Raw genomic sequence first — 21,082 nt, forward strand, 5'->3', positions numbered from 1 at the left:
CGGTCGCATCGTGGACGGATGAAGTGGTGGCGGAACCCGAAGCTGCTCGCGGTGCTCGGCACGGTCTTGGCCGTGCTGGTGGCCGTGGGCCTGGCCCATCGCGACGGGCCGGCCGGGACCGGTCCGGCGACGGCCGAGGGGGCACCGGTCGGCGCTCCGGTGTCCCCGAGCGCCCCGGCTTCGAGCGCCCCGGCTCCGGCGGTTCCGACCCACGCTGCGCCCGCGAGCCCTCGGGCGACGAAGCTCTCGTCCGCGCCGAGGAATGTGCTGCCCGACCTGGTCGGCGCCGACCTGCAGGAGGCGTGGGACGGCGCGCGCCGGGCCGGCTACCGGTTCGTCACCTCGCACGACGCGAGCGGGCGGGGGCGGCGGCAGTTCATCTTCAGCAGTTGGAAGGTGTGTGACCAGAGTCCCGATCCGGGGCCGCTGGACAAGGGACTCCGGGTCGAGTTGGGCGTGGTTCGGCACGATGAGAAGTGCCCCACCGGCGCGGCGCCGACCACCGAGCCCAAGGTGGTCGACGGCCGGATGCCGAACCTGGTCGGGCGCAGCGTCATCGTCGTGCGGCGCGGTCTGCGCGGTGCGGCCCACGTCGACGTGGACGACCTCGGCGGCGGGCGGCCGGTGCTGATCGAGACGCACTGGGTCGTCTGTACCCAGCGACCGGCCGAGGGGCAGCCGGTGCCGGACACGGTGGGGGTGGGCGTGGTGAAGTACGGCGAACGGTGCCCGGATTGAGGCTCGGCCCGGCCGCCGTCGGTCAGAGCCCCAGCGCCTCGCGGGCCGGGTCCACCAGCTTGCGTACCGTGCGGCCGTCGGCGAATCGGCCCAGCGCGGTCATCGTCCAGATCGGTCCCTCGCGGACCAGCTTGCACATCAGCACACCCGTGCGCGGCTCGGAGCCGGACAACTCGAAGCGCACCAGTTCGGTGTCGGTGGTGTCGTCGACCAGGCGGCAGAAGGCGCGCGAGACCTCGGTGAACTTCTGCCCCAGGAACGAGTTCACGGTGAAGACGAGGCCGGTGACGTGCGGCGGGAGTGCATCCAGGCAGACCACGATCGACTCGTCGTCGCCCTCGCCCTCGCCGGTCAGGTTGTCGCCGGTGTGCCGGATCGCGCCGCCCAGGCCGGACAGTTTCATGAACCAGACCGCGACCACCTTTTTGCCGTGCGCGTCGAAGGCGATGCAGGAGGCGTCGAGGTCGATGCTGCCGCCGGACTTGGCCGGGTCCCAGCCCAGTCCCATGCGCACCCGGGTCAGCGGCGGTGCGCCGGTCTTGACCAACGACACCGACTGGTCCTTGCGCAGGCTGACCCGACCCTTGTCGAGGTTGATCGGGGCGGCGGCGCCGGTGCCGGTGCGGGTGGTGGTGCCGGTGGGCAGCGGGGCGGTGCGGGCCTCGACGGGAGTCGGGGCCGGCGGCGTGGGCCGCGTCGTCATCGGGCGGCGTGGGATCGGCGGTGGGATCGGCGCGGGCCGGGGCGGCTCGTGTGGAAGCAGCGGGGCGACCGGCGGAGTCGGGGTGTCGTCGTACGCCGGGGCCTCGGGGCGGGCGGGTGGTACGTCCGCGTTTCCGGCCGGTTCGGGGCGGCTCGGCGTCGCCGGTTGCGGGCGGGTGGGCGGCGGGGCCGGGTCGTCGTCGACCGAGACGCCGAAGTCGGTGGCGATGCCCGCGAGTCCATTGGCGTAGCCCTGGCCGACCGCGCGCACCTTCCATACGCCGCCGCGCCGGTACAGCTCCAGCAGCACCAGCGCCGTCTCCCGGCCCAGGCCGTGCGGGGTGAACGTGACCAGCGCCTCTCCGGACGGGTCGCGCACGGTCGCGGTGGGCGGGGTGGTGCCGCCGAAGGTGACCGGTGCGCCCGGGCCGCCGTCCAGGCTCAGCGTCACCATGATCGTCTGTACGTCGGCCGGCACCGCGGTGGTGTCCACGTGCACCGCGGCCGGTCGGCCGGGGCCGGCCGCCAGATACCGGACGCCGGGTCCGTTCGGCTGGTTGTAGAAGACGAAGTCGGCGTCGGAGCGCACCTTTCCGGCCCCGGCGAGCAGCAGCGCCGATACGTCCACCGGCGCCGTGAAGGCGACCTCCACCACCACGGCGGCCACCGCCAGCGGGCAGTTGCCACCCTTCGAGAGCGTCACCGACATGCGCACCCCTCCGGTTCACGGACCCCACCGGGCCGGCCGGTACGAGATTACCGACGCCGGGCCCCCACCGCACCGAACCAACCAGAGCCCCCCAACCCGACCCCCAACCCCAAGCGTTGCGCTCCCCAACCACCCCGACGCACGCCCCCGGCCACCCGTCCCCGGCACCCGCCACCACACCCGGCAGCACCAAAACCCGCATGCCGGGCGCCTACTCACCGACAGCCCTCAACCGCCGCCCACCCACCTGTCGCCCGCCGCCGGCTCCCGACCTCCGGGCCGCCCGCGCGCCCGCCGCGCGCTCCCTCTGCTCCGGCTCCCCGCCGCTAGCGGCGGATCAGCCCGGCGTCATACGCGAGTAGGCCCGCCTGGGTGCGGTTGGCGCAGGCGAGTTTGGTGAGCATTCGGGAGACGTAGCTTTTTACGGTGGTTTCGCTGAGGAACAGGCGCTCGGCTGTTTGGGCGTTGGACAGGCCCTCTCCGATGCAGGTCAGCACCTCGACCTCGCGTTCGGTCAGGGACGCGACGGCCAGGGCGGCGCGTTCGCGCGCGGCGTTGCGGCCGGAGGAGGCGGTCACCAGGTCGCGGGTCACCGCCGGGGACAGGACGGTGTGGCCGTCCATGGCCACCCGGACCAGGCCGATCAGGTCCTCCGGCGGGGTGTCCTTGAGCAGGAAGCCGGCCGCGCCCGCGTGCAGGACGCGCAGGATGTACTGCTCCAGTCCGAACGTGGTCAGCACGATCACCCTGGGCGCGCCGGGCAGGTCGACGATCTGTTCGATGGCGGTCAGGCCGTCCACGCCCGGCATGTGCAGGTCCATCAGGACCAGGTCGGGCCGATGGCGCAGGACCGACTCGACCGCCTCGGCGCCGTCGTACGCCTCGCCGATCACCTCGATGTCGTCGGCTACGCCGAGAATCGTGCGCAGGTGGGCGCACACCATACGCTCGTCGTCGACGAGCAGGACGCGGATCATACGGGCTCTCCGGTGGTCGTGGTCGGGGCGCCGGCGGGCAGTGTGGCCAGCAACTCGTAGCCGCCGTCGGGCAGCGGACGGGTGCGCAACGTCCCGGCCACCAACTCGACCCGCTTGCGCAGACCGAGCAGGCCGCTGCCGCCCGACCCCAGGGCGACGTCGACCGCCCGGGTGGGAGCCGAGTTTCGCACGGTGATCCGGACCTCGTCGCCCACGTAGTGCAGGCGGATGTCCACCCCCGCCCCCGGCGCGTGTTTGTGCACGTTGGTCAGCGCCTCCTGGACCACCCGGTAGGCGGCCCGGCCGACCACCGGCGAGGTCGGGTGCGGCTCGCCGAGCGTGACCAGGTCGACCGGGATGCCCGCCGAGCGCGAACCGGCCACCAGATCCGATACGTCGAGCACCGCGCGCGGGCCGACCACCACCGAGCCCATCTGCCGCTCCGATCGGCTCACCGCGACCAGCCCGCGCAACTCCTCCAGCGCCTTGCAGCCCACCAGGCGCAACTCCTCCGCCGACGCCCGTACGTCCTCGTCCCGGGCGCGGGTGCGCAGCGCGCCCGCCTGGAGCACCATCAGGCTGACCCGGTGGGTGATCACGTCGTGCATCTCGCCCGCGATCCGGGCCCGTTCCTCCAGCCGCACCCGTTCGAAGCCCAACTCGCGCTCCCGAACCACCTGTTCGGCCCGATCCGCGCGCAGTCGGCGGCGCGCGGCCACGTAGAGGCCGAGCAGGACCGGGACCAGCGCGAGGCTCGCGGCGGCGACGACGTCCAGCGGCGCCGGCCGGCTCCACGGTCGTGTGGCCGCCACCACGAGCCCCCCGATGAGCCCCCACGCGCGCCGTCGGTCCTCGACACAGGCTCCCGCCGCATAGGCCGCGAAGTAGAGCGCGTGGGTCGGATACACCAGACCCACCGCGCAGATCGCGGCGCCCGCACCGAACGGCGCACGTCTGCGGTACAGCAGCAGCGCGCCGCTCAGCACCGCACTCGCCTGGTGCAGGTACGGCCAGCCGATCAGGCCGGCGCCGCGCCCCATGCGCAGCGTCAGTCCCAGGGCGACGGCGATCGCCGCGACCAGCACGTCGAACCCGAACGAGCGGCGACTCGCCCACCAGGCGCGGATGCTCACCCGGTCACGGTAACCGGCCCCGGGAGCGGATCGCGCGAACGGCACCGGCGGTGCGCCGGCACAGGAGGCCGGCGCACCGCCGCAGCTCGTGGGACTGTCGATCATCGGCCCGCGGTCATTCCGTGGAGATCGCGGCCAGCACGTTCATTCGCGAGGCCCGCAGCGCGGGCAGCAGGGCGGCGAGCAGGCCGACCACCCCGGCGCCGACGACCACCGCGACGATCGTCCCCCAGGGGACGGTCAGCACGTCCAGGCCCTGCGAGGCGAGCATGCGCTGCGCCGCGACACCCCAGCCGACCCCGAGCGCCAGCCCCAGGACCGCGCCGAACACGGCGATCACCGCCGACTCCAGGCGGATCATCCGCCTCAGCTGGATCCGCGACATGCCGATCGCGCGCAGCAGTCCGATCTCGCGCGTGCGCTCGATCACGGACAGCGCCAGGGTGTTCACCACCCCCAGGATCGCGATGATGATCGCCAACCCGAGCAGGCCGTAGACGAGCCGCAGAATGATGTTGGTCTGATCCTGCACCGTCTGCTTGTAGTCGGCCTGATCGCGCAGTTGTACCTGCGGGTAGGGCTTGAGCGCGGCCTCCAGCGCGGCCCGAACGGTCGAACTCTTCGCCCCGTCGGCGACGTTGGCCATGATCACCGAGTCGAGCAGGTCCGGGACGAGCTTGGCCAGCGTGTCCAGGCCGACCGCGCCGGAGCCGGCGCTCGCGACACCGATGCCCTCGTCGTCGATCACCGCACCCACCCGCAGATCGGCGGTCCGGCCGTTGGGCGTGCGCAGCGTCACCGTGCCGCCGACGCCCAGGTCGTGCTTCTTCACGTAGGACCTGGGCAGCGCGATCCGACCCGGGGCGAGCCCGTCGGGGGCGGATCCGGCGGTGTACTTCTGCTTCAACATCGCGTCGATGCCCGGATCCGCCCCGGTCACCGTGATGTTCTCGGACGATCCGTTGAACAGCACCTTCGCCTCGGTCTCGCGCTGGCGCACCACATTGCTCACGCCGGACACCTTGCGCACCGTCTCGGCCACGTCGTGCGAGAAGTTGAGCCCGCCGTCGCTCTCCAGGGTGTAGTCGGCGCCCAGGCGCTGGTCGATCTGCTTGCCCACCGAGTCCTTCATCGACGTGGCCACTACGGACAACGAGGCGACCAGCGCCACGCCGATCATCAGCGCGGCGGCGGTGGCGCCGGTGCGGCGCGGATTGCGCAGCGCGTTTTCCCGGCTGAGCCGGCCGACTGTGCCGAACAGGCGCGGGAACGCCCCGGCGAGCCACGGGATCACGGCGCGGGCCAGAACCGGCCCGAGCACGATGAAGCCGACCAGGGTGCCGACGAGGCCGCCGGCCAGGGCGAGCCCGTGCGCCGCGTCCAGCTTGGTCGCGGAGGCGCCGATCGCCAGGCCGAGCGCGCCGAGCGCGGTGACCGCGGTGCCGCCGACGGCGCGCCCGCGCAACGACTTCACGGGCGGCGCGCCGGCCTCGCGCAGCGCCGCCATCGGGCTGACCCGGGCCGCCCGGCGCGCGGGCAGGTAGGCGGCGACCAGGGTCACCACGACCCCCACCGTGTAGGCGATGATCGGCGTCGCGGGTTTGATCACCAGCGGCGCGCCCTTGAGGTCGACCCCGAGCGACTTCATCAGCGTCAACAGGCCCTGGGCCAGGCCGAGTCCGCCGAGCAGCCCCAGCGTGGAGCCGACCACCGCGAGCAGCGTCGCCTCCACCAGCACCGAGCGGTTCACGTCGGCCCGACCGGCGCCGATCGCGCGCATCAGGCCCAACTCGCGCGTGCGCTGGGCGACCAGCATCGAGAAGGTGTTGAAGATCAGGAACGTGCCGACCAGGAGCGAGACGCCGGCGAAGCCGAGCAGCGCGTACTTGATCACGTCGAGCGCCTGGCCCAGATCGGCCGAGGCGTCGTCGGCCTCCTCTGTGCGGGTCCTGACGTCGACGTCCGCGCCCAGTTTGGCGACGACCCGCGCCTTCAGCTCCTTCTGGTCCACGCCGGGCTCGGCGGTCAGCGATACCGACGTCACCACGCCCGGCTTGCCGAGCAGCCGGTCACGGGCGGCGGCGCCGTCCAGGAACAGCATGGTCGTGCCGGGGTTGATCGTCTTGAAGTCGGCCAGGCCGACCACGGTCGCGTCGAACGCGCCGGGCGCGGCGACCACGTGCACCTTGTCGCCCAACCGCACCTTGTTGTGGTCGGCCGAGTCGCTGTCCAGGATCACCTCGCCGGGACCCTGCGGCGCCTTCCCGTCCGCGAGCACGACGGAGGACTGCTTGGTGGGGAACCAGTCGGCCGCCTGTACCTGGGGGTCCGACGTCAGCCCGACCTTCTTGCCCTTTCCGTCGACCACGATCACGTTGGTGACCGTGACGTCGGGATGCGCGTCGGCCACGCCCGGCACCGAACGGGCGGCGGCGACGATCGAATCGGGCACGGTCGGCTGCTGGCCGCTCTTGCCGAGCCGGTCCTCCCGGAACTCCTTCTTCGGCTTGACCGTGACATCGGCCGCGGCGGTGCGCGAGAGTTCGTTGAACGTCTTGCCGATCGTGTCCGTGAACATCAGCGTGCCGGCCACGAACGCGACCGAGAGCAGGATCGCCAGCGCGGACAGGATCATCCGCGCCTTGTGGGCCAGGAAGCTGCGGAACGTCGCTTTGAGCATGTCGGCGCCTCAGTTCGCGGAGCGGGCGAAGCGCTGCATGCGCGCGAGCACGGTGTCGGCCGTCGGCGACAACATCTCGTCCACGACCCGACCGTCGGCCAGGAACAACACCCGTTCCGCGTAGGAGGCCGCGTTCGGATCGTGGGTGACCATCACGATGGTCTGGCCCAGGTCGTAGACGCTGCTGCGCAGGAAGCCCAGGACCTCGGCGCCGGAGCGCGAGTCGAGGTTGCCGGTCGGCTCGTCGCCGAAGATGATCTGCGGTTTGCTCGCCAGCGCGCGGGCGCACGCGACACGTTGCTGCTGGCCGCCGGACAACTCGCTCGGCCGGTGCCGAAGCCGGTCCCGCAGGCCGACGGTCTCGATGACGGTGTCGAGCCAGGCCCTGTCGGGCTTGACCCCCGCGATGTCCATCGGGAGCGTGATGTTCTCCAACGCGGTGAGCGTGGGCAGCAGGTTGAAGGCCTGGAAGATGAAGCCGATTTGATCCCGCCGCAGCCTGGTCAGGTCCCGGTCCTTGAGCCCGGTGATCTCGGTGTCCCCGATCCAGCTCTGTCCGGAGGTCACCGAGTCGAGGCCGGCCAGGCAGTGCATGAGGGTGGACTTGCCGGACCCGGAGGGGCCCATGATCGCGGTGAACCTGCCGCGGCCGATCTCCACGTCGACCTCGTCGAGCGCGACCACGCGGGTCTCACCCTCGCCGTACCACTTGGTCAGCGCTCGGGAACTGGCCGCACTGCCCTTGGCCCGATCCTCGTGATCGATGCGCCGGTACGCGTCGGGTTCGGCGGGCCCACCCGACGGGGAGGTCGGGGTCGGGGGGCGCCGGCGGATTCCGGGAGACATGCGGGGTGCTCCTTGCGGTGGGGTCCTGACTACCTCCCCAGCCTTCGCCCCGGGCGGGTGCGCCCGATAGCCGCGAACGTGGCCACCGCTGTCACTAAAGTTGCATCCAGGATTTCCTTTGTTGTCACGCCGTCGATGTCAGGCGAGCCAGCACCAACCCGCCCACGATCAGCGCCAGCGCCGCGATCCGTCCCGCGCTCAGCGCGTCGTGCTGGATGGTGATGCCGAGGGTGATCGCACCGACGGTCCCGATCCCGGTGAACGCGGCGTACGCGGTGCCCACCGGCAGGTCCCGCATGGCCACCGACAGCAGATAGACCGCCGTCGCGCCGAGCAGGAAGCAGATCACGGTCGGCAGCGGCTTGGTGAATCCCTCGGTCGGCTTGATGCTCTGCGACCACACGACCTCGACGAGGCCCGCCGCGAGCAGGATCAACCACGCCATCAGTACCCCTCCACGAGTGAGCGTCCCAGTTCCGCGGCGCGCTCCAGCGCCTCCGCGTGCGAGGAACGGTGCTGCTCGAGCCGCCCGGCCAGCGCCGGGTCGACGAGCGAGTTGGTCAGTTCGGTACCGAGCACGATCGCGTCCGTGACGGCGTAGTGCCCGGTGAAGAAGTCCAGGAGATAGCGCGTCTGGTGGTCGAACGGGGCCCGAGGGGTGCCCGGCAGATACGACCCGCCGCGTGCGGAGGCGACCACGAAACGACGCGGCGCGAGCGACATCTTCGGGAAGGTGACCTGGTCGATCCACGCCTTGAGCTGCGCGGACACGCCGAAGTTGTACATCGGCGCGCCGATCAACACGACGTCCGCGGCGACCAGTTGGGCCAGGAGCGGTTCGACCGTGGCCCACGCCTTGCGCTGCTCGGGCGTGCGCACGGCCTGCGGGTAGTCGGCGATCGTGGTGATCCCCTCGCGCAACATCGTGTCGCAGATCTCGGTCCACGCCTGGTCGATCGGCGGGACCGGCCGCGCGGTGAGGTCCCGGTAGGTGTACTCGGCGTCCGACCGCGCGCCGCGCCAGGCGTCGGCGAAGGCGGCGCCCAGGGCTCGCGAGAACGAGTCGGCGCGGGCACTGGAGTCGAGGTGGAGCAGGCGAGGCATGGTCACTCCCGAGAGCTAAGTGGACGGGCTGTCCGCTTCATCGACGCGACCATAACAGGCAAGCGGACGGACCGTCCACTTAATCGGCCGCGCCGCCTCGGATAAATGGACGACGTGTCCACTTGCTGGTTAGGGTGGGGATCATGACGAAACGCACCGACTTGCTCACCGGTCTCCCGGTCGCCGCGGACGGTGCGGCGCCGCCACGGGAACGTGCGGACGCCGCCCGCAACCGGGCCCGCGTGCTGGCCGCGGCCGAGGAGTTGTTCGCGACCGGCGATCCGGCCGAGGTCACGATGGAGGACATCGCCAAGGCGGCCGGCATCGGCCGCGGCACGCTCTATCGCCGCTATCCGGACCGGGCCTCCATCGCCCGCGCCCTCCTCGACGAACACGAGCGCGCGCTGCAACACGAGATCCTGCGCGGCGCACCGCCGTTGGGTCCCGACGAGCCGGACCCGGCGGCCCGCCTGGCGGCCTTCTACGCGGCGATGGTCGACTTGCTGGAGCGGCACGTACACCTGCTCCTGGGCGCCGAGGCGGGCAGCGCCCGCTACCGAACGGGCGCGTACGCGTTCTGGCACACGCACGTACGGATCCTGGCCGCGAACACCCCCGACCCGACAACCCTCGCCGACGTGCTCCTCGCCCCGCTGGCCCCGGAGCTGTACCGCCGCCAACGCGACCAGCACATCGAACCGACCCGGATCAAGGCAACACTGACGGCACTGGCGCATGCGATGTTGGCGGGGGTGTGGGGGAGGGGGTGGGGGTGGGGTAGGGGGGCGGAGCCGTGCCTGGGTGGGGGTTTCGGTGCTGGGGGGTGGGCGGCGGTTGTTGGGGCGGGGGGTGAGGTGAGGGGGTGGGTGCAGGTCGGGTGGATGGGCGGCGGGGGCGGGGGCGGGGGGTCGCCGGCGTGTGTGTCGGGAGGGGGATCGGGGGTGAGGCGCGGTGCTGGGGTGAGGCGCGGCGGGGAGTCGGGGTCGTGGGGCGAGCCAGAGGGCAGGCGGAGTCGTGGGGTGAGGTGCGGCGGGGGCGGAGTCGCGGGGTGAGCGCGACAGAAAGCCGAAGAGGCGAAGCGGGCAAGGCGGGAGGCCGGAGTCGCGAAGTGGGCACGGCGGGAAGCCGAAGTCGTGTCGGCGGCGGCGGCTTTTTATTGGGCGCTTCGCGCCGGCTCGCGAGGGACCACTTTTTCTCTCCCCCGCTTCGCTCCTCCGAGAAAAAGCGGCCCCTCGCTCGGGGTCGGCTGTCCCTCCGCTTCGCTCCGGGCCATCCGACCCACAAAACCGCGGCTCCGCCGCTCTCCGCGCTTCGCGCGTCGATCACCACCTCGACCAGGGTCGTGGGCGCTGACGCGCCGACGGGATGCACCAACGACTCGGCCCACCGGGCAAGGCCCACATCGCGGCGGTGGCCAGGTGGGGTGGGACGCGCGTCGTGTCGCGAGCCTGGCCTCCCCGCCCCTCACCCCCGTGGCGCGTCAGCGCCCACGACCCAGGCCGCCCACGCGATCGACGCGCGCAGCGCGGAGAGCGGCGGAGCCGCCGCTTGTCTTTTGGGCTGGGCGACCCGGAGCGAAGCGGAGGGGCGCACAGCCGCGAGCGGGGTGCCGCTTTTCTGCGGAGGAGCGAAGCGGGGGAGCAGAAAAGCGGTGCCTCGCGAGCCGGCGCGGAGCGCCCAACAAAAAGCCGCCGCCGCCAACACGACTCCGGCCCGCCCCTGCGCTCCCGCCGCGACTCCGGCCCAGCCCGCTGCTCGCTCTGCGTCTTCGGCTCTCGCGCTGCTCACTTCGCGCCTTCGGCTTCCTGCCGTGCTCGCTCTGCGTCTTCGGCTCTCGCGCTGCTCACTTCGCGCCTTCGGCTTCCTGCCGTGCTCGCTCTGCGTCTTCGGCTCTCGCGCTGCTCCCGCCGCGACTCCGGCCCAGCCCGCTGCTCGCTCTGCGTCTTCGGCTCTCGCGCCGCTCACTTCGCGCCTTCGGCTTCCCGCCCCGCTCACCCCGCAACTCCACCCCGCCGCGCCTCACCCCGCGACCCCCGCCCCGCCCCGCCCCGACCGCACCACCCCGCCCAGCCCCACCCCGCCCCGCCCCAGCCAAAACGACGCCTCCATCGGCACCAAAACGTCCCAACCACCCCACACGCGACCCATCTCTCCGCCCATCGCTCCACCCATCCGCGCTCGCCCCAACCCGCCCCTGCGCCCCGGTTCCCGCTCGACGGCCCAGCGCGGGGCCCGTTCGTCAAGCCCAGGCGACTCAACCATCGGGCGCTCATACTGGGTGTCACGGCTTGGAGTGCACGGGCGACCTGGGGATCGGGGCGGAGCGCGGTGGATCCGGTGCAGGGGCGGTTGTTGGCGACGGCGATCGGGGGTGCGTTGCGGCGGTTGACGGCGCCGCCGGCGGGGGCGCGGCTCGTGGACGTGCCCGTGCGGATGGGTGGGCGGGTGGCGCGGCGGCGGGAGCGGCGCGAGGTGCGTACCGCCGACGTGGATCGGCTGACCCGCACGCTGACCCTTCGACTGGCCGACGTCGAGCCGGACTTCGCCCGCCTGGCGCCGGCCGAGGGTGAGCGCATCGTCGCGGCGGTCGTGCGTACCCTCGGCGGCACGGTGACCATGGACGACGTCCAGGCCGCGGGCCTGGATCCGGCCGCGCTGCGGGGCCGGATGGAGGCCCGCGCCGAGGCGTCGGCGGAGCGCGCGGCGCCGCTGTACGGGGTGTTGCTCGACGAGTGTTGCGCGCAGATCGTGGACTTCTTCACCAAGCAGCCGGAATTCCTGGCCCGGACCATGGTCGAACAGGCGTCCGGCCAGGCCGAGTTGTTACGCCGCGTGCCGGAAGCGGAGGCGGTGGACGAGGAGTTCGCCCGACGCTACCGCGCCGGCCTCCGGGCGAAATTGGACCGGGCCAGGCTGTTCGGGGTGACCGAACTCGACCCCGAGGACAGCACATACGAGTTGACCACGGCCTACGTGAGCCTCGTGGTGCAGACCCGCCGCGAACCCGGGCCGCTGCGGCGGTGGGACGACGAGGCGGTGCAGGCGGACACCGCGCGCAGCCTCCTCGAGGACGCGCTCGCCCGCCGCGACCGCTTGGTCCTCGAAGGCCCGGCCGGGTCGGGCAAGAGCACGCTGCTGCGCCGGCTCGCGGTGCATGTGGCCTCGGGCGATCTCCCGGACCGGCTGGCGTCCTGGGCCGGGCGCGTGCCGTTCCTGCTGAAACTGCGGGCGATGGTGGTGGACGACCGGCTGGTGCTGCCCGATGTCGCCGACTTCGTCACCGCGTCCGGGTCGACGCTGGGCGGCGAGCAGCCGCCGGGGTGGGCGGCCCGCCGGCTGCGGGCGGGGCGGGCCGTGGTCTTCGTCGACGGCTTGGACGAACTGCCCGAGGAGCACCGGGCGGACGCTCTCGACTGGGTGGAACAGCTGTGTGTGGACTACCCGGACGCGGCCTACCTGCTCACCTCCCGACCCCGGGTGTTGTCCGAGCGACGGCATCGGCGATTCCGGCAGGCGGGCTTCGTCGCCGGTGAACTCCAGCCCATGTCGAGCGCGCAGGTCGAACTGTTCGTCGACCGCTGGCACCGCGCCCAGCCCGGAGACCCGGACGATCTCGCGGCCTGCGCCGAGCAGTTGAAGCACACCCTGGACAGCCGCCGGGACTTGGCCCGACTCGGCACGAACCCGCTGTTGTGCGCGCTGATGTGCGCCCTGCACCGTCACGCCGACCAGGCCCTCCCCGAGGGCCGCACCGAGTTGTACCGCTCGGCGATGGCGATGCTGCTCGGCGGCCGGGAACGAGCCCGGCGCATCTCCACCGGCCGGGTGCGTCTCCAGCCGACGCAGATGGAGAAGATACTGGCGGCGCTGGCGATGTGGATGACGCTCAACGGCCGCCGGTCGATCCCGGATCGGGTCGCGGTGTCCTGCGTGACCGACGCGCTGACCCGTTTCCGACAGACGACCGAACCGCCCTACACCGCACGGGAGGTGCTGGACAGCCTGGTCGACCGCAGCGGCCTCCTCCAGGAACCGGAGTCGGCCGTCCTCGAGTTCCGGCACGCGAGCTTCCAGGACTACCTGGCGGCACTGGAGATCATCCGCTCGGAGCACGTCGACCATCTGATCAACCACGCGCACGACCCGCTCTACCACGACGTCCTGATCATGGCGGTCGCCCGGACCCAGGACGACCCGTCGCGACAGCGGGAGTTGCTGGACGGTTTGATCGCGCGAGCGGAGACGGACGAGGAGCATCGTGCCCGGTTGTGGCTGCTCGGCGTCGCGTGTGTGTCCGGAGCGGGCATGGTGGACCCGGAGCCCGCGGCCCGGTTCCGGGAGGAGACCGCCAAGCTGCTGCCTCCGCAGGACGCGCGTGCGGCGGAGGATTTGGCCACCGCGGGGGAGTTCGTGCTCGATCTCCTCGCGGACCTGACCCGGACGCAGCGAGTCTCGGACGAGATCGCGACGAATATCGTGCGGGTGGCGCGCCGAATCGGAGGCGAGGCGACGATCCCGCTGCTGCGTCGATTGTGTGACCGGGACTCGACCCGGATCCGCCTGCAACTGTTGGGAATGTGGGAAACCCTCACGGATCGGGAGCGCTACTACGAAACGGTCTTGACCCACGTCAGGATCGACGACTGTCATGTGCCGATCCCCGATCCGGCGGCTCTGGGACTGCTCGCCGGACGTCCGGACGTGCGGAGCATCAACCTCCCGGCCGAACTGTCGGAGCTTCCCGTGTCGGCGCTCGCCGCGCTTCCGCGGCTCGATGCGCTCGGAGTCGCCGACACCTCGATCACCGACCTCGGCCCGCTGGCCGAACTGCCGCAGGTCACCTCGTTGACGCTCGGCCCCGCACAGCGCGCGGAGCCGGCGCTGTTGGCCCCCCTGCCGTGGATCACCGCCTTGCACTTCAACGGTGACCGCTTGGTGGGGAGTGTGCGCGTCCTGCCGGAGGCGCCGAACCTGAGCCACATCTATCTACACGACACGGGCGTTCGAGACCTGTCGGGTCTGACGAAGTACCCGAACCTGCGCATGCTGGGCATGGTTTCCACCCCGGCCACCGACCTGGGCGCACTACGCGACTCACCCACGCTCGAAACGTTGCTGATCGACGGATCCCTGGTGACGGACCTCTCCCCGCTGATCGACCTGCCACGCCTTACCCACGTGGGCATCGCCGCGTGCCCGGTAACCGACCTGAGCCCCCTGGCCGACCTCCCGGCCCTGGAGTGGCTGCGGATCGACAAGACACAGCGGGACCACCTCGGCGCGCTCGCCGACCGGGTCACCGAAGGCCGACTCGAACTGGACGTGACCGCGGACTTCGACTGACCCCCTCGACCGGACCTACTCCTCCGACGGCGTCGCCACCCGCAACCGGTTCCCGTCCGGATCCCGCAGGTGCACCTCCCGCGCCCACGGCTGCTCCTCCACCGCCACGCCGAATTCACGGGCCACCTCATCCACATCGGCGACCCACACATACACCAGCGTGTCCGGGCTCGCATCGCCCGCATGCTCGCTGAGAAACAGCTTCACCTCACCCCTCGCGACCTCCACGAAGGCCGGAAAGTGCGGCTCGAAGCGATGCTCCCACCGCTTGACGAACCCCAGACGGCCATACCAGGCAACGGACTCGGCGGCGTCGACCACGCGCAGGATCGGGATGGCTTGTTCCCTCATAACAGACACCCTCGCATCCCACTCCGACATCCGGCCGGTTCCTCGCCGAGTGCCGTGTCATCCGGGGGCCAGAGGGTAACGGCTCGGCGGAGGCCCGGGCGGCCCGCTCGGTGCCCAGCGCACGCACCATCCGCATCCGTGGAGGACCCATGGCCATCGCGTCCGTCAATCCTGCTACCGGTGAGGTGATCGAGGAGTTCGCCGAGATGGGGGAGGTTGAGATCGATGCCCGGATCGGGCGGGCCGATGAGGTGTTTCGGGGGCATCGGGGGGACTCGTATGAGGCTCGGGCCCGGGCCATGCGGCGGGTTGCCGACATCCTGGATGCGGAGCGGGACGAGGTTGCGGCGGTCATGACCGCCGAGATGGGGAAGACGCTTGTTGCCGCTCGGGCCGAGGTGGGCAAGTGTGCTCGGCTGTGTCGGTTCTATGCCGAGCGGGCGGCGGGGTTTCTCGCGGACGAGCCGGCCGATGCCGAGGCCGTGGGGGCGCGGCGGGCCTATCTGCGGTATGAGCCGCTCGGGCCGGTGTTGGCGGTGATGCCGTGGAACTTTCCGTTGTGGCAGGCCATGCGGTTCGCGGCGCCGGCGTTGATGGCGGGCAATACCGGGCTGCTCAAGCATGCGTCGAACGTGCCGCGCACCGCGCTGTACATGGGTGAGTTGTTCACCCGCGCCGGCTTTCCCGAGGGGGCGTTCCAGACGTTGCTGATCGGGTCGAAGCTGGTCGAGCGGGTGTTGTCCGACCCGCGCGTGGTGGCCGCGACGCTCACCGGCAGCGAGGGGGCCGGGCGGTCGATCGCGGCGATCGCCGGGCGCGAGTTGAAGAAGACCGTGCTCGAACTGGGCGGCTCCGATCCGTTCCTGGTGCTGCCCTCCGCCGACGTCGAGGCCGCCGCGCGGACCGCGACCACGGCCAGGACCCAGAACAACGGGCAGAGTTGCATCGCGGCCAAGCGGTTCATCGTGCACGCCGACGTCTACGACGCGTTCGCCGAGGCGTTCACCGCGAACATGGCCGCACTGCGGGTCGGCGACCCCACCGCCGAGGGCACCGACGTCGGCCCGCTCGCCCAGGAGCAGGGGCTGCGCGACGTCACCGAGCAGGTCGAGGACGCCCGGGCCAAGGGCGCCCGGATCCGGTGCGGCGGCGAGCGTCCGGCCGGCCCCGGCTGGTACTACCCGCCGACCGTGGTCGCCGACCTGACCCCGGACATGCGGATGTACACCGAGGAGGTGTTCGGGCCGGTCGCCGGGCTGTACCGGGTCGCCGACCTCGACGAGGCGATCGACCTCGCCAACGCCACACCGTTCGGCCTCGGGGCCAACGCCTGGACCACCGACGAGGACGAACAGGCCCGCTGCATCGCCGAGTTGGCCGCCGGGGCGGTGTTCGTCAACGGCATGGTCACGTCCTACCCGGAGCTGCCCTTCGGCGGGATCAAGTCCAGCGGCTACGGCCGCGAACTCGCCGCGCTCGGCATCCGCGAGTTCTGCAACGCCAAGACGGTCTGGGTGGGCTGAGCGGCGCGTCGGCGCTACCGCTGCCGGATCACCGCCTCCTGCACCACCGAGGCCACCAGCACGCCGTCGTGGTTGTAGAACTCGCCCATCGCCAGACCGCGCGCGTCCTGCGCGGACGGGGACGCCTGGGCGAACAGCAGCCACTCGTCGGCCCGGAACGGGCGCAGGAACCACACCGCGTGGTCGAGCGAGGCCATCTGGAGCGTCGCCGGGTTGGTGATGTACGGCTTCGCGGCGGTGCCGGCCAGGGTCAGGTCGGACATGTAGGTCAGCCCGCACACGTGCAGCAGCGGGTCGTCGGGCAGCTGCTTGGCGGCGCGCATCCACACCCGCTGGTGCGGGATGCCGTCGACCATGTGGGTGCCCGACGAGCGGTCCTCCGGGACGAAGCGCAGGTCCATCAGGAGCCGGGTCTGCGACTCCTCGTAGTGCGCGCGCTCCTCGGCGGACAACTTCTCGTACGGGTCCGGCAGATCCTCCGGCAGCGGTACGTCGGGCATCGCGCGACGGTGTCCGGGCGTCTCCTCGGCCACCTTGAAGGACGCCGACAGGGTGAAGATCGCCGCGCCGTGCTGTACGCCGGTCACGCGCCGGGTCGCGAAGGAGCGCCCGTCGCGGACCCGGTCGACCTGGTACACGATCGGCGCCGTGGTGCTGCCCGGGCGCAGGAAGTAGCTGTGCAGCGAGTGCACGTGCCGCTCCGGGACCACGGTGCGGCCCGCCGCGACCAGGGCCTGTGCGGCGACCTGGCCGCCGAAGGCGCGCAGCGGGGCGCCCGCGTGGCACCAGCCGCGGAAGATGTTCTCCTCGACCTGCTCCAGCCGCAGCAGGTCGAGGAAGGTCTCGGCCCGGCCCGGGCCCTCGTCGGCAAGATCGTGTTCGCTCACCCTGCCCATGATGGACTACGGCCGCGCGGGGCGTCGCTCAGCCCGTCGACGACCGCCGGCGCCCCCGCTGCGCCGGCCGCTCCGTCGCTCAGCCCGCCGCACTCAGGAACGCCTTCACGATCGGCCCGGCCGACTGCCCGCCGGTCACCCCGCCCTCCACCCAGACCGCCACCGCGATGTCGCCGCGGTAGGCGACCATCCAACCGTTGTTGGGCCGACCGCCGCCGACCTCGGCGGTGCCGGTCTTGGCGCCCACGTCGCCGCCCAGGCCGCCGAGCGAGGCGTGCGCGGTGCCCTCGGTGACCACCGCGCGCATCAGCGTGCGCAACTGCCCGCTCACGGCGGGGGACAACGAGCGCGGGGCCCGCCACAGGCCCTCCTGGTCGGTGAGCAGGTGCGGCTGGCGGAAGGTGCCGGACTTGGCGGTGGCCACCACCGAGGCCATGGTGAGCGGGTTCATCTGTACCTGCCCCTGGCCGATCATGTTCGCGGCCTTCATGGTGTCGTTCGACGCGGCGGGCACCCGGCCGTCGAACGAGACGATCCCGGTCTTCCAGTCGCCGCCGATGCCGAAGCAGTCGTGCGCCATGGTGGACAGGTCCGCGCCGGTGAGCTTGCCGGACAGGTTGGCCATGGTGGTGTTGCAGGACTGGGCGAACGCCACCTTGAAGCTGCCCTCCGGAAACGCGCGGCCCTCGGAGTTGGTGAACCGCATGCCCCCCGCGTCGGCCGATTCGGGGCAGCCCACCTTCTCGTCGAGGCCCACCACACCCTTGGACAGCAGCGTGGCGGCGGAGACGATCTTGAGCGTCGAGCCGGGCTGGGTGGTGGCCAGGAAGGCGTTGTTCTGGCCGGCGGCCGGATTGTTGGCCACCGCGACGATCTCGCCCGTACTGATCCGCACCGCCGCCAGCGAGGCGGTCCGCGACTCGCCCTTGACCGCCCGCTCGGCCGCCGTCTGGAGCTTCGCGTCGAGCGTGGTGGTGATCCCGCCGTCCCGGGGCGCGGCGGTGACCGGCTCGCCGAGCGTGGCGAGTTGTCTGACCGGGGTCCGGGTGGCCGCGTCGACCAGCCGGACCACGCCGCCCGGCTTGGCCTGCTCGCCGGGCTTGGCCTTGCTCGCCAGGCCGGTACGGATCGCCGCCAGGGACGGGTTGTCGGTCGCGGACAACGCCGTACCGTCCTTGGCCCGCAGCACGTCGCCGCCCACGCCGTCCTGGTTGGGCGCCAGTTCGAGCGAGGTGCCCGCGGTCAGCTCCGGGTGCAGCGCGGCCGGGGACCAGGCGACCAGGTAGCCGCGATCCGCGCTCTTGGCCACGTCGAGGGAGCCGGTGTACGACCAGTCGCCGGCGTGGCCGAGGGTCAACTTGGCGGTGAACGGCACCGGGACCGTTCCGTCCGGTCGCGCGGGGGCCGGTTCGCCCATCGTCAGCGTGCGGGCGGTGACCTTCAGCCCGTCGTTCAGGGCCGACAGCGCCGTGGACGCGGCGGTCGCGTCGCTGGTGAGCCGGGCGGCGCCGGCCCAGTTGCCCGCCTGCCATTCGCCGAGGAACAACCGCGCGGCGTTGCGCGGGCTCTGCTCGGCCCGGGTTGCGGTCTCGCTCGACCGCGCGGTCGGCGTCGAGGCGTCGTCCTCCCGGAGGAACGAGTAGGCCCCATAGCCGGTGCCGAGGACCAACACCAACGCCAGGACCAGGAATATCCAACCGCTCCGGCGGGCCGCCCCGCCGTGGTCCGCGTCCTCGTAGCCGCCTAATCGGCCGCCGTACTCACGGTCGTCGCGCGCTTCGCTCCGGTTGTGCTCCGCGTCGTGCATGCCCACCCCCATGCGATGCCACCGGCTCCGGCGGCAGGGGCGTGAGTTTACGGGCCCGCCAAAGAGTCGGTGGGCTCAAAGGCCGTTTTGTCACCGAGGGGAAAGCGCACGTGTTCGAAGGGCGAGCCGTTCGGCGGCCCGAGGCGGACGCCCCGCGATCACGTCGTCAGCAGCGCCGCCAGCCGGGTCGTCAGGTCGTCGGCCCGCGCCCCCATCACCCGGAACGACTCGATCGGCTCGCCCATCGGGTCGTCGAGTTCGTCGCCGGGACGGGCCAGTCGGTTCGCCGGTCGCCGCGCGTCCACCCCGGCCACCCAGTCGGCGAGCGGCAACGCGCGGCGCGGGCCGAACGCCTCGCCCAGGCGCACCAGTTCGCCGAGCAGGAAGGTGCGTGGCAGGGCGTCGGCGGCGAGCGCGTCGATCGCCCAGTGGTGCTCGCGGGACATGCCGATCACCAGGTCGGCGGCGCGCAGCAGGTCGGCGGTGAGCTTGCGGCTGCGGTGTGCGGGCGCGTCGATGCCGTACTCCGTCAGCACCAGGGCGCTGTTGTCCGCCATCGGCCGGGCGTTCCAGTCGATGGTGCCCGCCGAGGACACCTCGCTCGGCAGCGCGGACCCGGCCAACCGGCCGCGCAGCATGGCCTCGACGACGGGGGAGCGGCAGATGTTCCCGCTACATACGACCAGCACCGATGCAGTCACGCCGCGGATCCTAGAACGCCGCGCGCGCGGTCCTCGGGCCGCCCCCGGGCCGGATTCCCGGTCGGACCCGGACGGGGATGACGGGTGATCAGTAGGCTGACCGCGCTGAGGGGGCCAGGAATCGGCGCAGGAAATGGGGCGAGGGCTTGTTCGGGATCATCCGGCCGTGCCGGCATCGACTGTCGGAGAAGTTGCAGAGCGAGTGGATGGCGCACCTGTGCGGCATGTGCCTGGCGCTGCGGGACGACCACGGGCAGGCTGCGCGCGTCGCCACCAACTACGACGGGTTGATCATCTCGGTCCTGGTCGAGGCGCAGTCCGCCCGGCCGACCGCGGACGGACGACGCAAGGCCGGCCCCTGTCCGCTGCGCGCGATGCGCCGGGCCGAGGTGGCGATGGGCGAGGGTGCGCGGCTCGCGGGCGCGGTGTCCCTGGTGCTCGCGTCGGCGAAGATGCGCGACCACATCGACGACGGCGACGGGGTGTACCGGCGGCGCGCGGTCGCGGGCGGCGCGCGCCGGGTCGCCGAGCGCTGGGCCCGGCAGGGTGCGGGCACCGCGCTCGACGTGGGCTTCGATACGGCGGTGATGGTCGAGGCGGTGGACCGGCAGGTCGAGGTCGAGGCGCTGGCCGGGCCGGGCGTGTCGGTGCTGGTGGTGACCGAGCCGACCGAGACGGCCACCGGCGCGGCGTTCGCGCACACGGCGGTGCTTGCCGAACGGCCGGACAACGCCGAGTCGTTGGCCGAGGCGGGCCGGTTGTTCGGCCGGCTCGCGCACCTGCTCGACGCGGTCGAGGACATCCACGCCGACCGGGCGGCGGGCGCGTGGAACCCGCTGTTGGCCACCGGGACCGGGCCGGACGAGGCGTACCGGTTGTGCCGCGACGCGGCGACCGGGATCCGATTGGCACTGGCCGAGGTCGAGTTCGTCACCGGCGCGCTCGCCCACCGACTGCTCGTGCACGAGGTCGACGAGGCGATCGACCGGTCGTTCCGGCACGCGGGCTTCCCCGTCGAGAAACCCTCCTGCTCGGTCGGCGGCAAACACGGCGGCGGCTGCGCCAAGCACGGCGAGCGGGCCGAACCCCGGCTCGCCGCACGCCCCGACGGGTCCTGGCCGAACCAGCCGCCCAACCAGACACCCACCCAGCCGCCGCCCGGCAGCCCGTACGACCCGAACAGCCCGTGGGGTCCGCCCGGCGGCCCCACCCCGCCCCCGCCGCCGCCCGGCGGACACAACGTGTTCGTCGCCTGTGCGATCTGGGCCGGGTTGTGCTGTACCTGCCAGTGGTGTTGCCGGGAGACCTTCGAGGATCCGTGCACCGGTCAACAGCGGCAGGGGTGTTGCCACAAGTGCGACTGCGGGGACTGCTGCGAGGGATGCGACTGCTGCAGCAACTGTTGTGAATGCTGCGAGTGTTGCTCGTGCGACTGCGGCTGCTGAGCGCGCCCGACCGCGCGCGGGCGCTCGCGCCGATCTGTTCGCGGGCGCTCGTGCCGACCCGCACCCGGGCGCTCCCGCCGGGAGTGGCGTATCCGACAAGGTGTCGGAAAGCCTAGAAAATCCCCGA

At 72.2% G+C, this 21,082-nt stretch carries 16 protein-coding genes; 5 read left to right on the plus strand and 11 right to left on the minus strand.

What is annotated here, in order from left to right:
* The first annotated feature begins 18 nt into the window (after positions 1 to 18).
* A complete protein-coding gene (locus tag B4N89_RS49925; RefSeq protein ID WP_078977886.1) occupies positions 19 to 738 on the plus strand; it encodes a hypothetical protein in 720 nt (239 codons plus the stop codon).
* A 22-nt stretch (positions 739 to 760) separates the two neighbouring features.
* Here B4N89_RS49925 and B4N89_RS24060 read toward each other — a convergent pair whose 3' ends face one another.
* From B4N89_RS24060 to B4N89_RS24090, 7 genes are all read right to left on the minus strand, one after another.
* Positions 761 to 2,149, minus strand: a complete 1,389-nt coding sequence (locus B4N89_RS24060) for a TerD family protein (protein ID WP_078977887.1) — start codon at positions 2,147 to 2,149, stop codon at positions 761 to 763.
* Between the two features lie 326 nt (positions 2,150 to 2,475).
* The gene (locus B4N89_RS24065; RefSeq protein WP_078977888.1) at positions 2,476 to 3,126 is read right to left on the minus strand and encodes a response regulator; all 651 of its coding nucleotides are present in this window, start codon (positions 3,124 to 3,126) and stop codon (positions 2,476 to 2,478) included.
* Positions 3,123 to 4,259: a sensor histidine kinase gene (locus B4N89_RS24070; RefSeq protein ID WP_235618753.1), complete on the minus strand. Its 1,137-nt coding sequence runs from the start codon at positions 4,257 to 4,259 to the stop codon at positions 3,123 to 3,125. The genes B4N89_RS24065 and B4N89_RS24070 overlap by 4 nt, the downstream gene beginning before the upstream one ends.
* Before the next feature lie 115 nt (positions 4,260 to 4,374).
* Positions 4,375 to 6,939, minus strand: coding sequence for an ABC transporter permease (locus B4N89_RS24075; RefSeq protein ID WP_078977890.1), 2,565 nt, complete (start codon positions 6,937 to 6,939; stop codon positions 4,375 to 4,377).
* A 9-nt stretch (positions 6,940 to 6,948) separates the two neighbouring features.
* Positions 6,949 to 7,785 (minus strand): ABC transporter ATP-binding protein, encoded by an 837-nt coding sequence (locus B4N89_RS24080; RefSeq protein WP_235618754.1) that lies wholly within the window; start codon positions 7,783 to 7,785, stop codon positions 6,949 to 6,951.
* Positions 7,786 to 7,909: 124 nt separating this feature from the next.
* Positions 7,910 to 8,230, minus strand: coding sequence for a DMT family transporter (locus tag B4N89_RS24085; RefSeq protein WP_078977891.1), 321 nt, complete (start codon positions 8,228 to 8,230; stop codon positions 7,910 to 7,912).
* Positions 8,230 to 8,889 (minus strand): FMN-dependent NADH-azoreductase, encoded by a 660-nt coding sequence (locus B4N89_RS24090; RefSeq protein ID WP_078979587.1) that lies wholly within the window; start codon positions 8,887 to 8,889, stop codon positions 8,230 to 8,232. Before B4N89_RS24090 ends, B4N89_RS24085 begins: the two co-directional genes overlap by 1 nt.
* Before the next feature lie 143 nt (positions 8,890 to 9,032).
* On the opposite strand from B4N89_RS24090, the gene B4N89_RS52665 reads away from it, so the two are divergent.
* Together B4N89_RS52665 and B4N89_RS24100 are read left to right on the plus strand one after the other, a co-directional pair.
* Complete coding sequence (locus tag B4N89_RS52665; protein ID WP_321170708.1) at positions 9,033 to 9,941, plus strand: helix-turn-helix domain-containing protein; 909 nt, start codon at positions 9,033 to 9,035, stop codon at positions 9,939 to 9,941.
* A gap of 1,276 nt (positions 9,942 to 11,217) precedes the next feature.
* Positions 11,218 to 14,232 carry an NACHT domain-containing protein gene (locus B4N89_RS24100; RefSeq protein ID WP_078977892.1) on the plus strand — a complete coding sequence of 1,005 codons (3,015 nt, stop codon included), beginning with the start codon at positions 11,218 to 11,220 and terminating at the stop codon, positions 14,230 to 14,232.
* A 15-nt stretch (positions 14,233 to 14,247) separates the two neighbouring features.
* On the opposite strand, the gene B4N89_RS24105 is transcribed toward B4N89_RS24100, so the two are convergent.
* Positions 14,248 to 14,583 carry a glyoxalase superfamily protein gene (locus B4N89_RS24105; protein ID WP_078979588.1) on the minus strand — a complete coding sequence of 112 codons (336 nt, stop codon included), beginning with the start codon at positions 14,581 to 14,583 and terminating at the stop codon, positions 14,248 to 14,250.
* Positions 14,584 to 14,732: 149 nt separating this feature from the next.
* On the opposite strand from B4N89_RS24105, the gene B4N89_RS24110 reads away from it, so the two are divergent.
* Positions 14,733 to 16,106 carry an NADP-dependent succinic semialdehyde dehydrogenase gene (locus tag B4N89_RS24110; RefSeq protein WP_078977893.1) on the plus strand — a complete coding sequence of 458 codons (1,374 nt, stop codon included), beginning with the start codon at positions 14,733 to 14,735 and terminating at the stop codon, positions 16,104 to 16,106.
* 14 nt (positions 16,107 to 16,120) lie between these two features.
* On the opposite strand, the gene B4N89_RS24115 is transcribed toward B4N89_RS24110, so the two are convergent.
* From B4N89_RS24115 to B4N89_RS24125, 3 genes are all read right to left on the minus strand, one after another.
* Entirely contained in the window at positions 16,121 to 17,002 is an 882-nt protein-coding gene (locus tag B4N89_RS24115) for an acyl-CoA thioesterase (RefSeq protein WP_078977894.1), read from the minus strand.
* A 79-nt stretch (positions 17,003 to 17,081) separates the two neighbouring features.
* Complete coding sequence (locus B4N89_RS24120) at positions 17,082 to 18,809, minus strand: penicillin-binding transpeptidase domain-containing protein (protein WP_161500799.1); 1,728 nt, start codon at positions 18,807 to 18,809, stop codon at positions 17,082 to 17,084.
* A 158-nt stretch (positions 18,810 to 18,967) separates the two neighbouring features.
* On the minus strand, positions 18,968 to 19,510 hold the full coding sequence (locus tag B4N89_RS24125; RefSeq protein WP_161500800.1) for a low molecular weight phosphatase family protein: 543 nt from the start codon (positions 19,508 to 19,510) through the stop codon (positions 18,968 to 18,970).
* Positions 19,511 to 19,656: 146 nt separating this feature from the next.
* Between B4N89_RS24125 and B4N89_RS24130 the strand changes: the two genes are divergently transcribed.
* Positions 19,657 to 20,955 (plus strand): DUF5685 family protein, encoded by a 1,299-nt coding sequence (locus B4N89_RS24130; RefSeq protein ID WP_078977897.1) that lies wholly within the window; start codon positions 19,657 to 19,659, stop codon positions 20,953 to 20,955.
* Positions 20,956 to 21,082: the final 127 nt, after the last annotated feature.

Origin of the sequence: Embleya scabrispora, from assembly GCF_002024165.1 — a bacterium.
Lineage (GTDB): Bacteria > Actinomycetota > Actinomycetes > Streptomycetales > Streptomycetaceae > Embleya > Embleya scabrispora_A.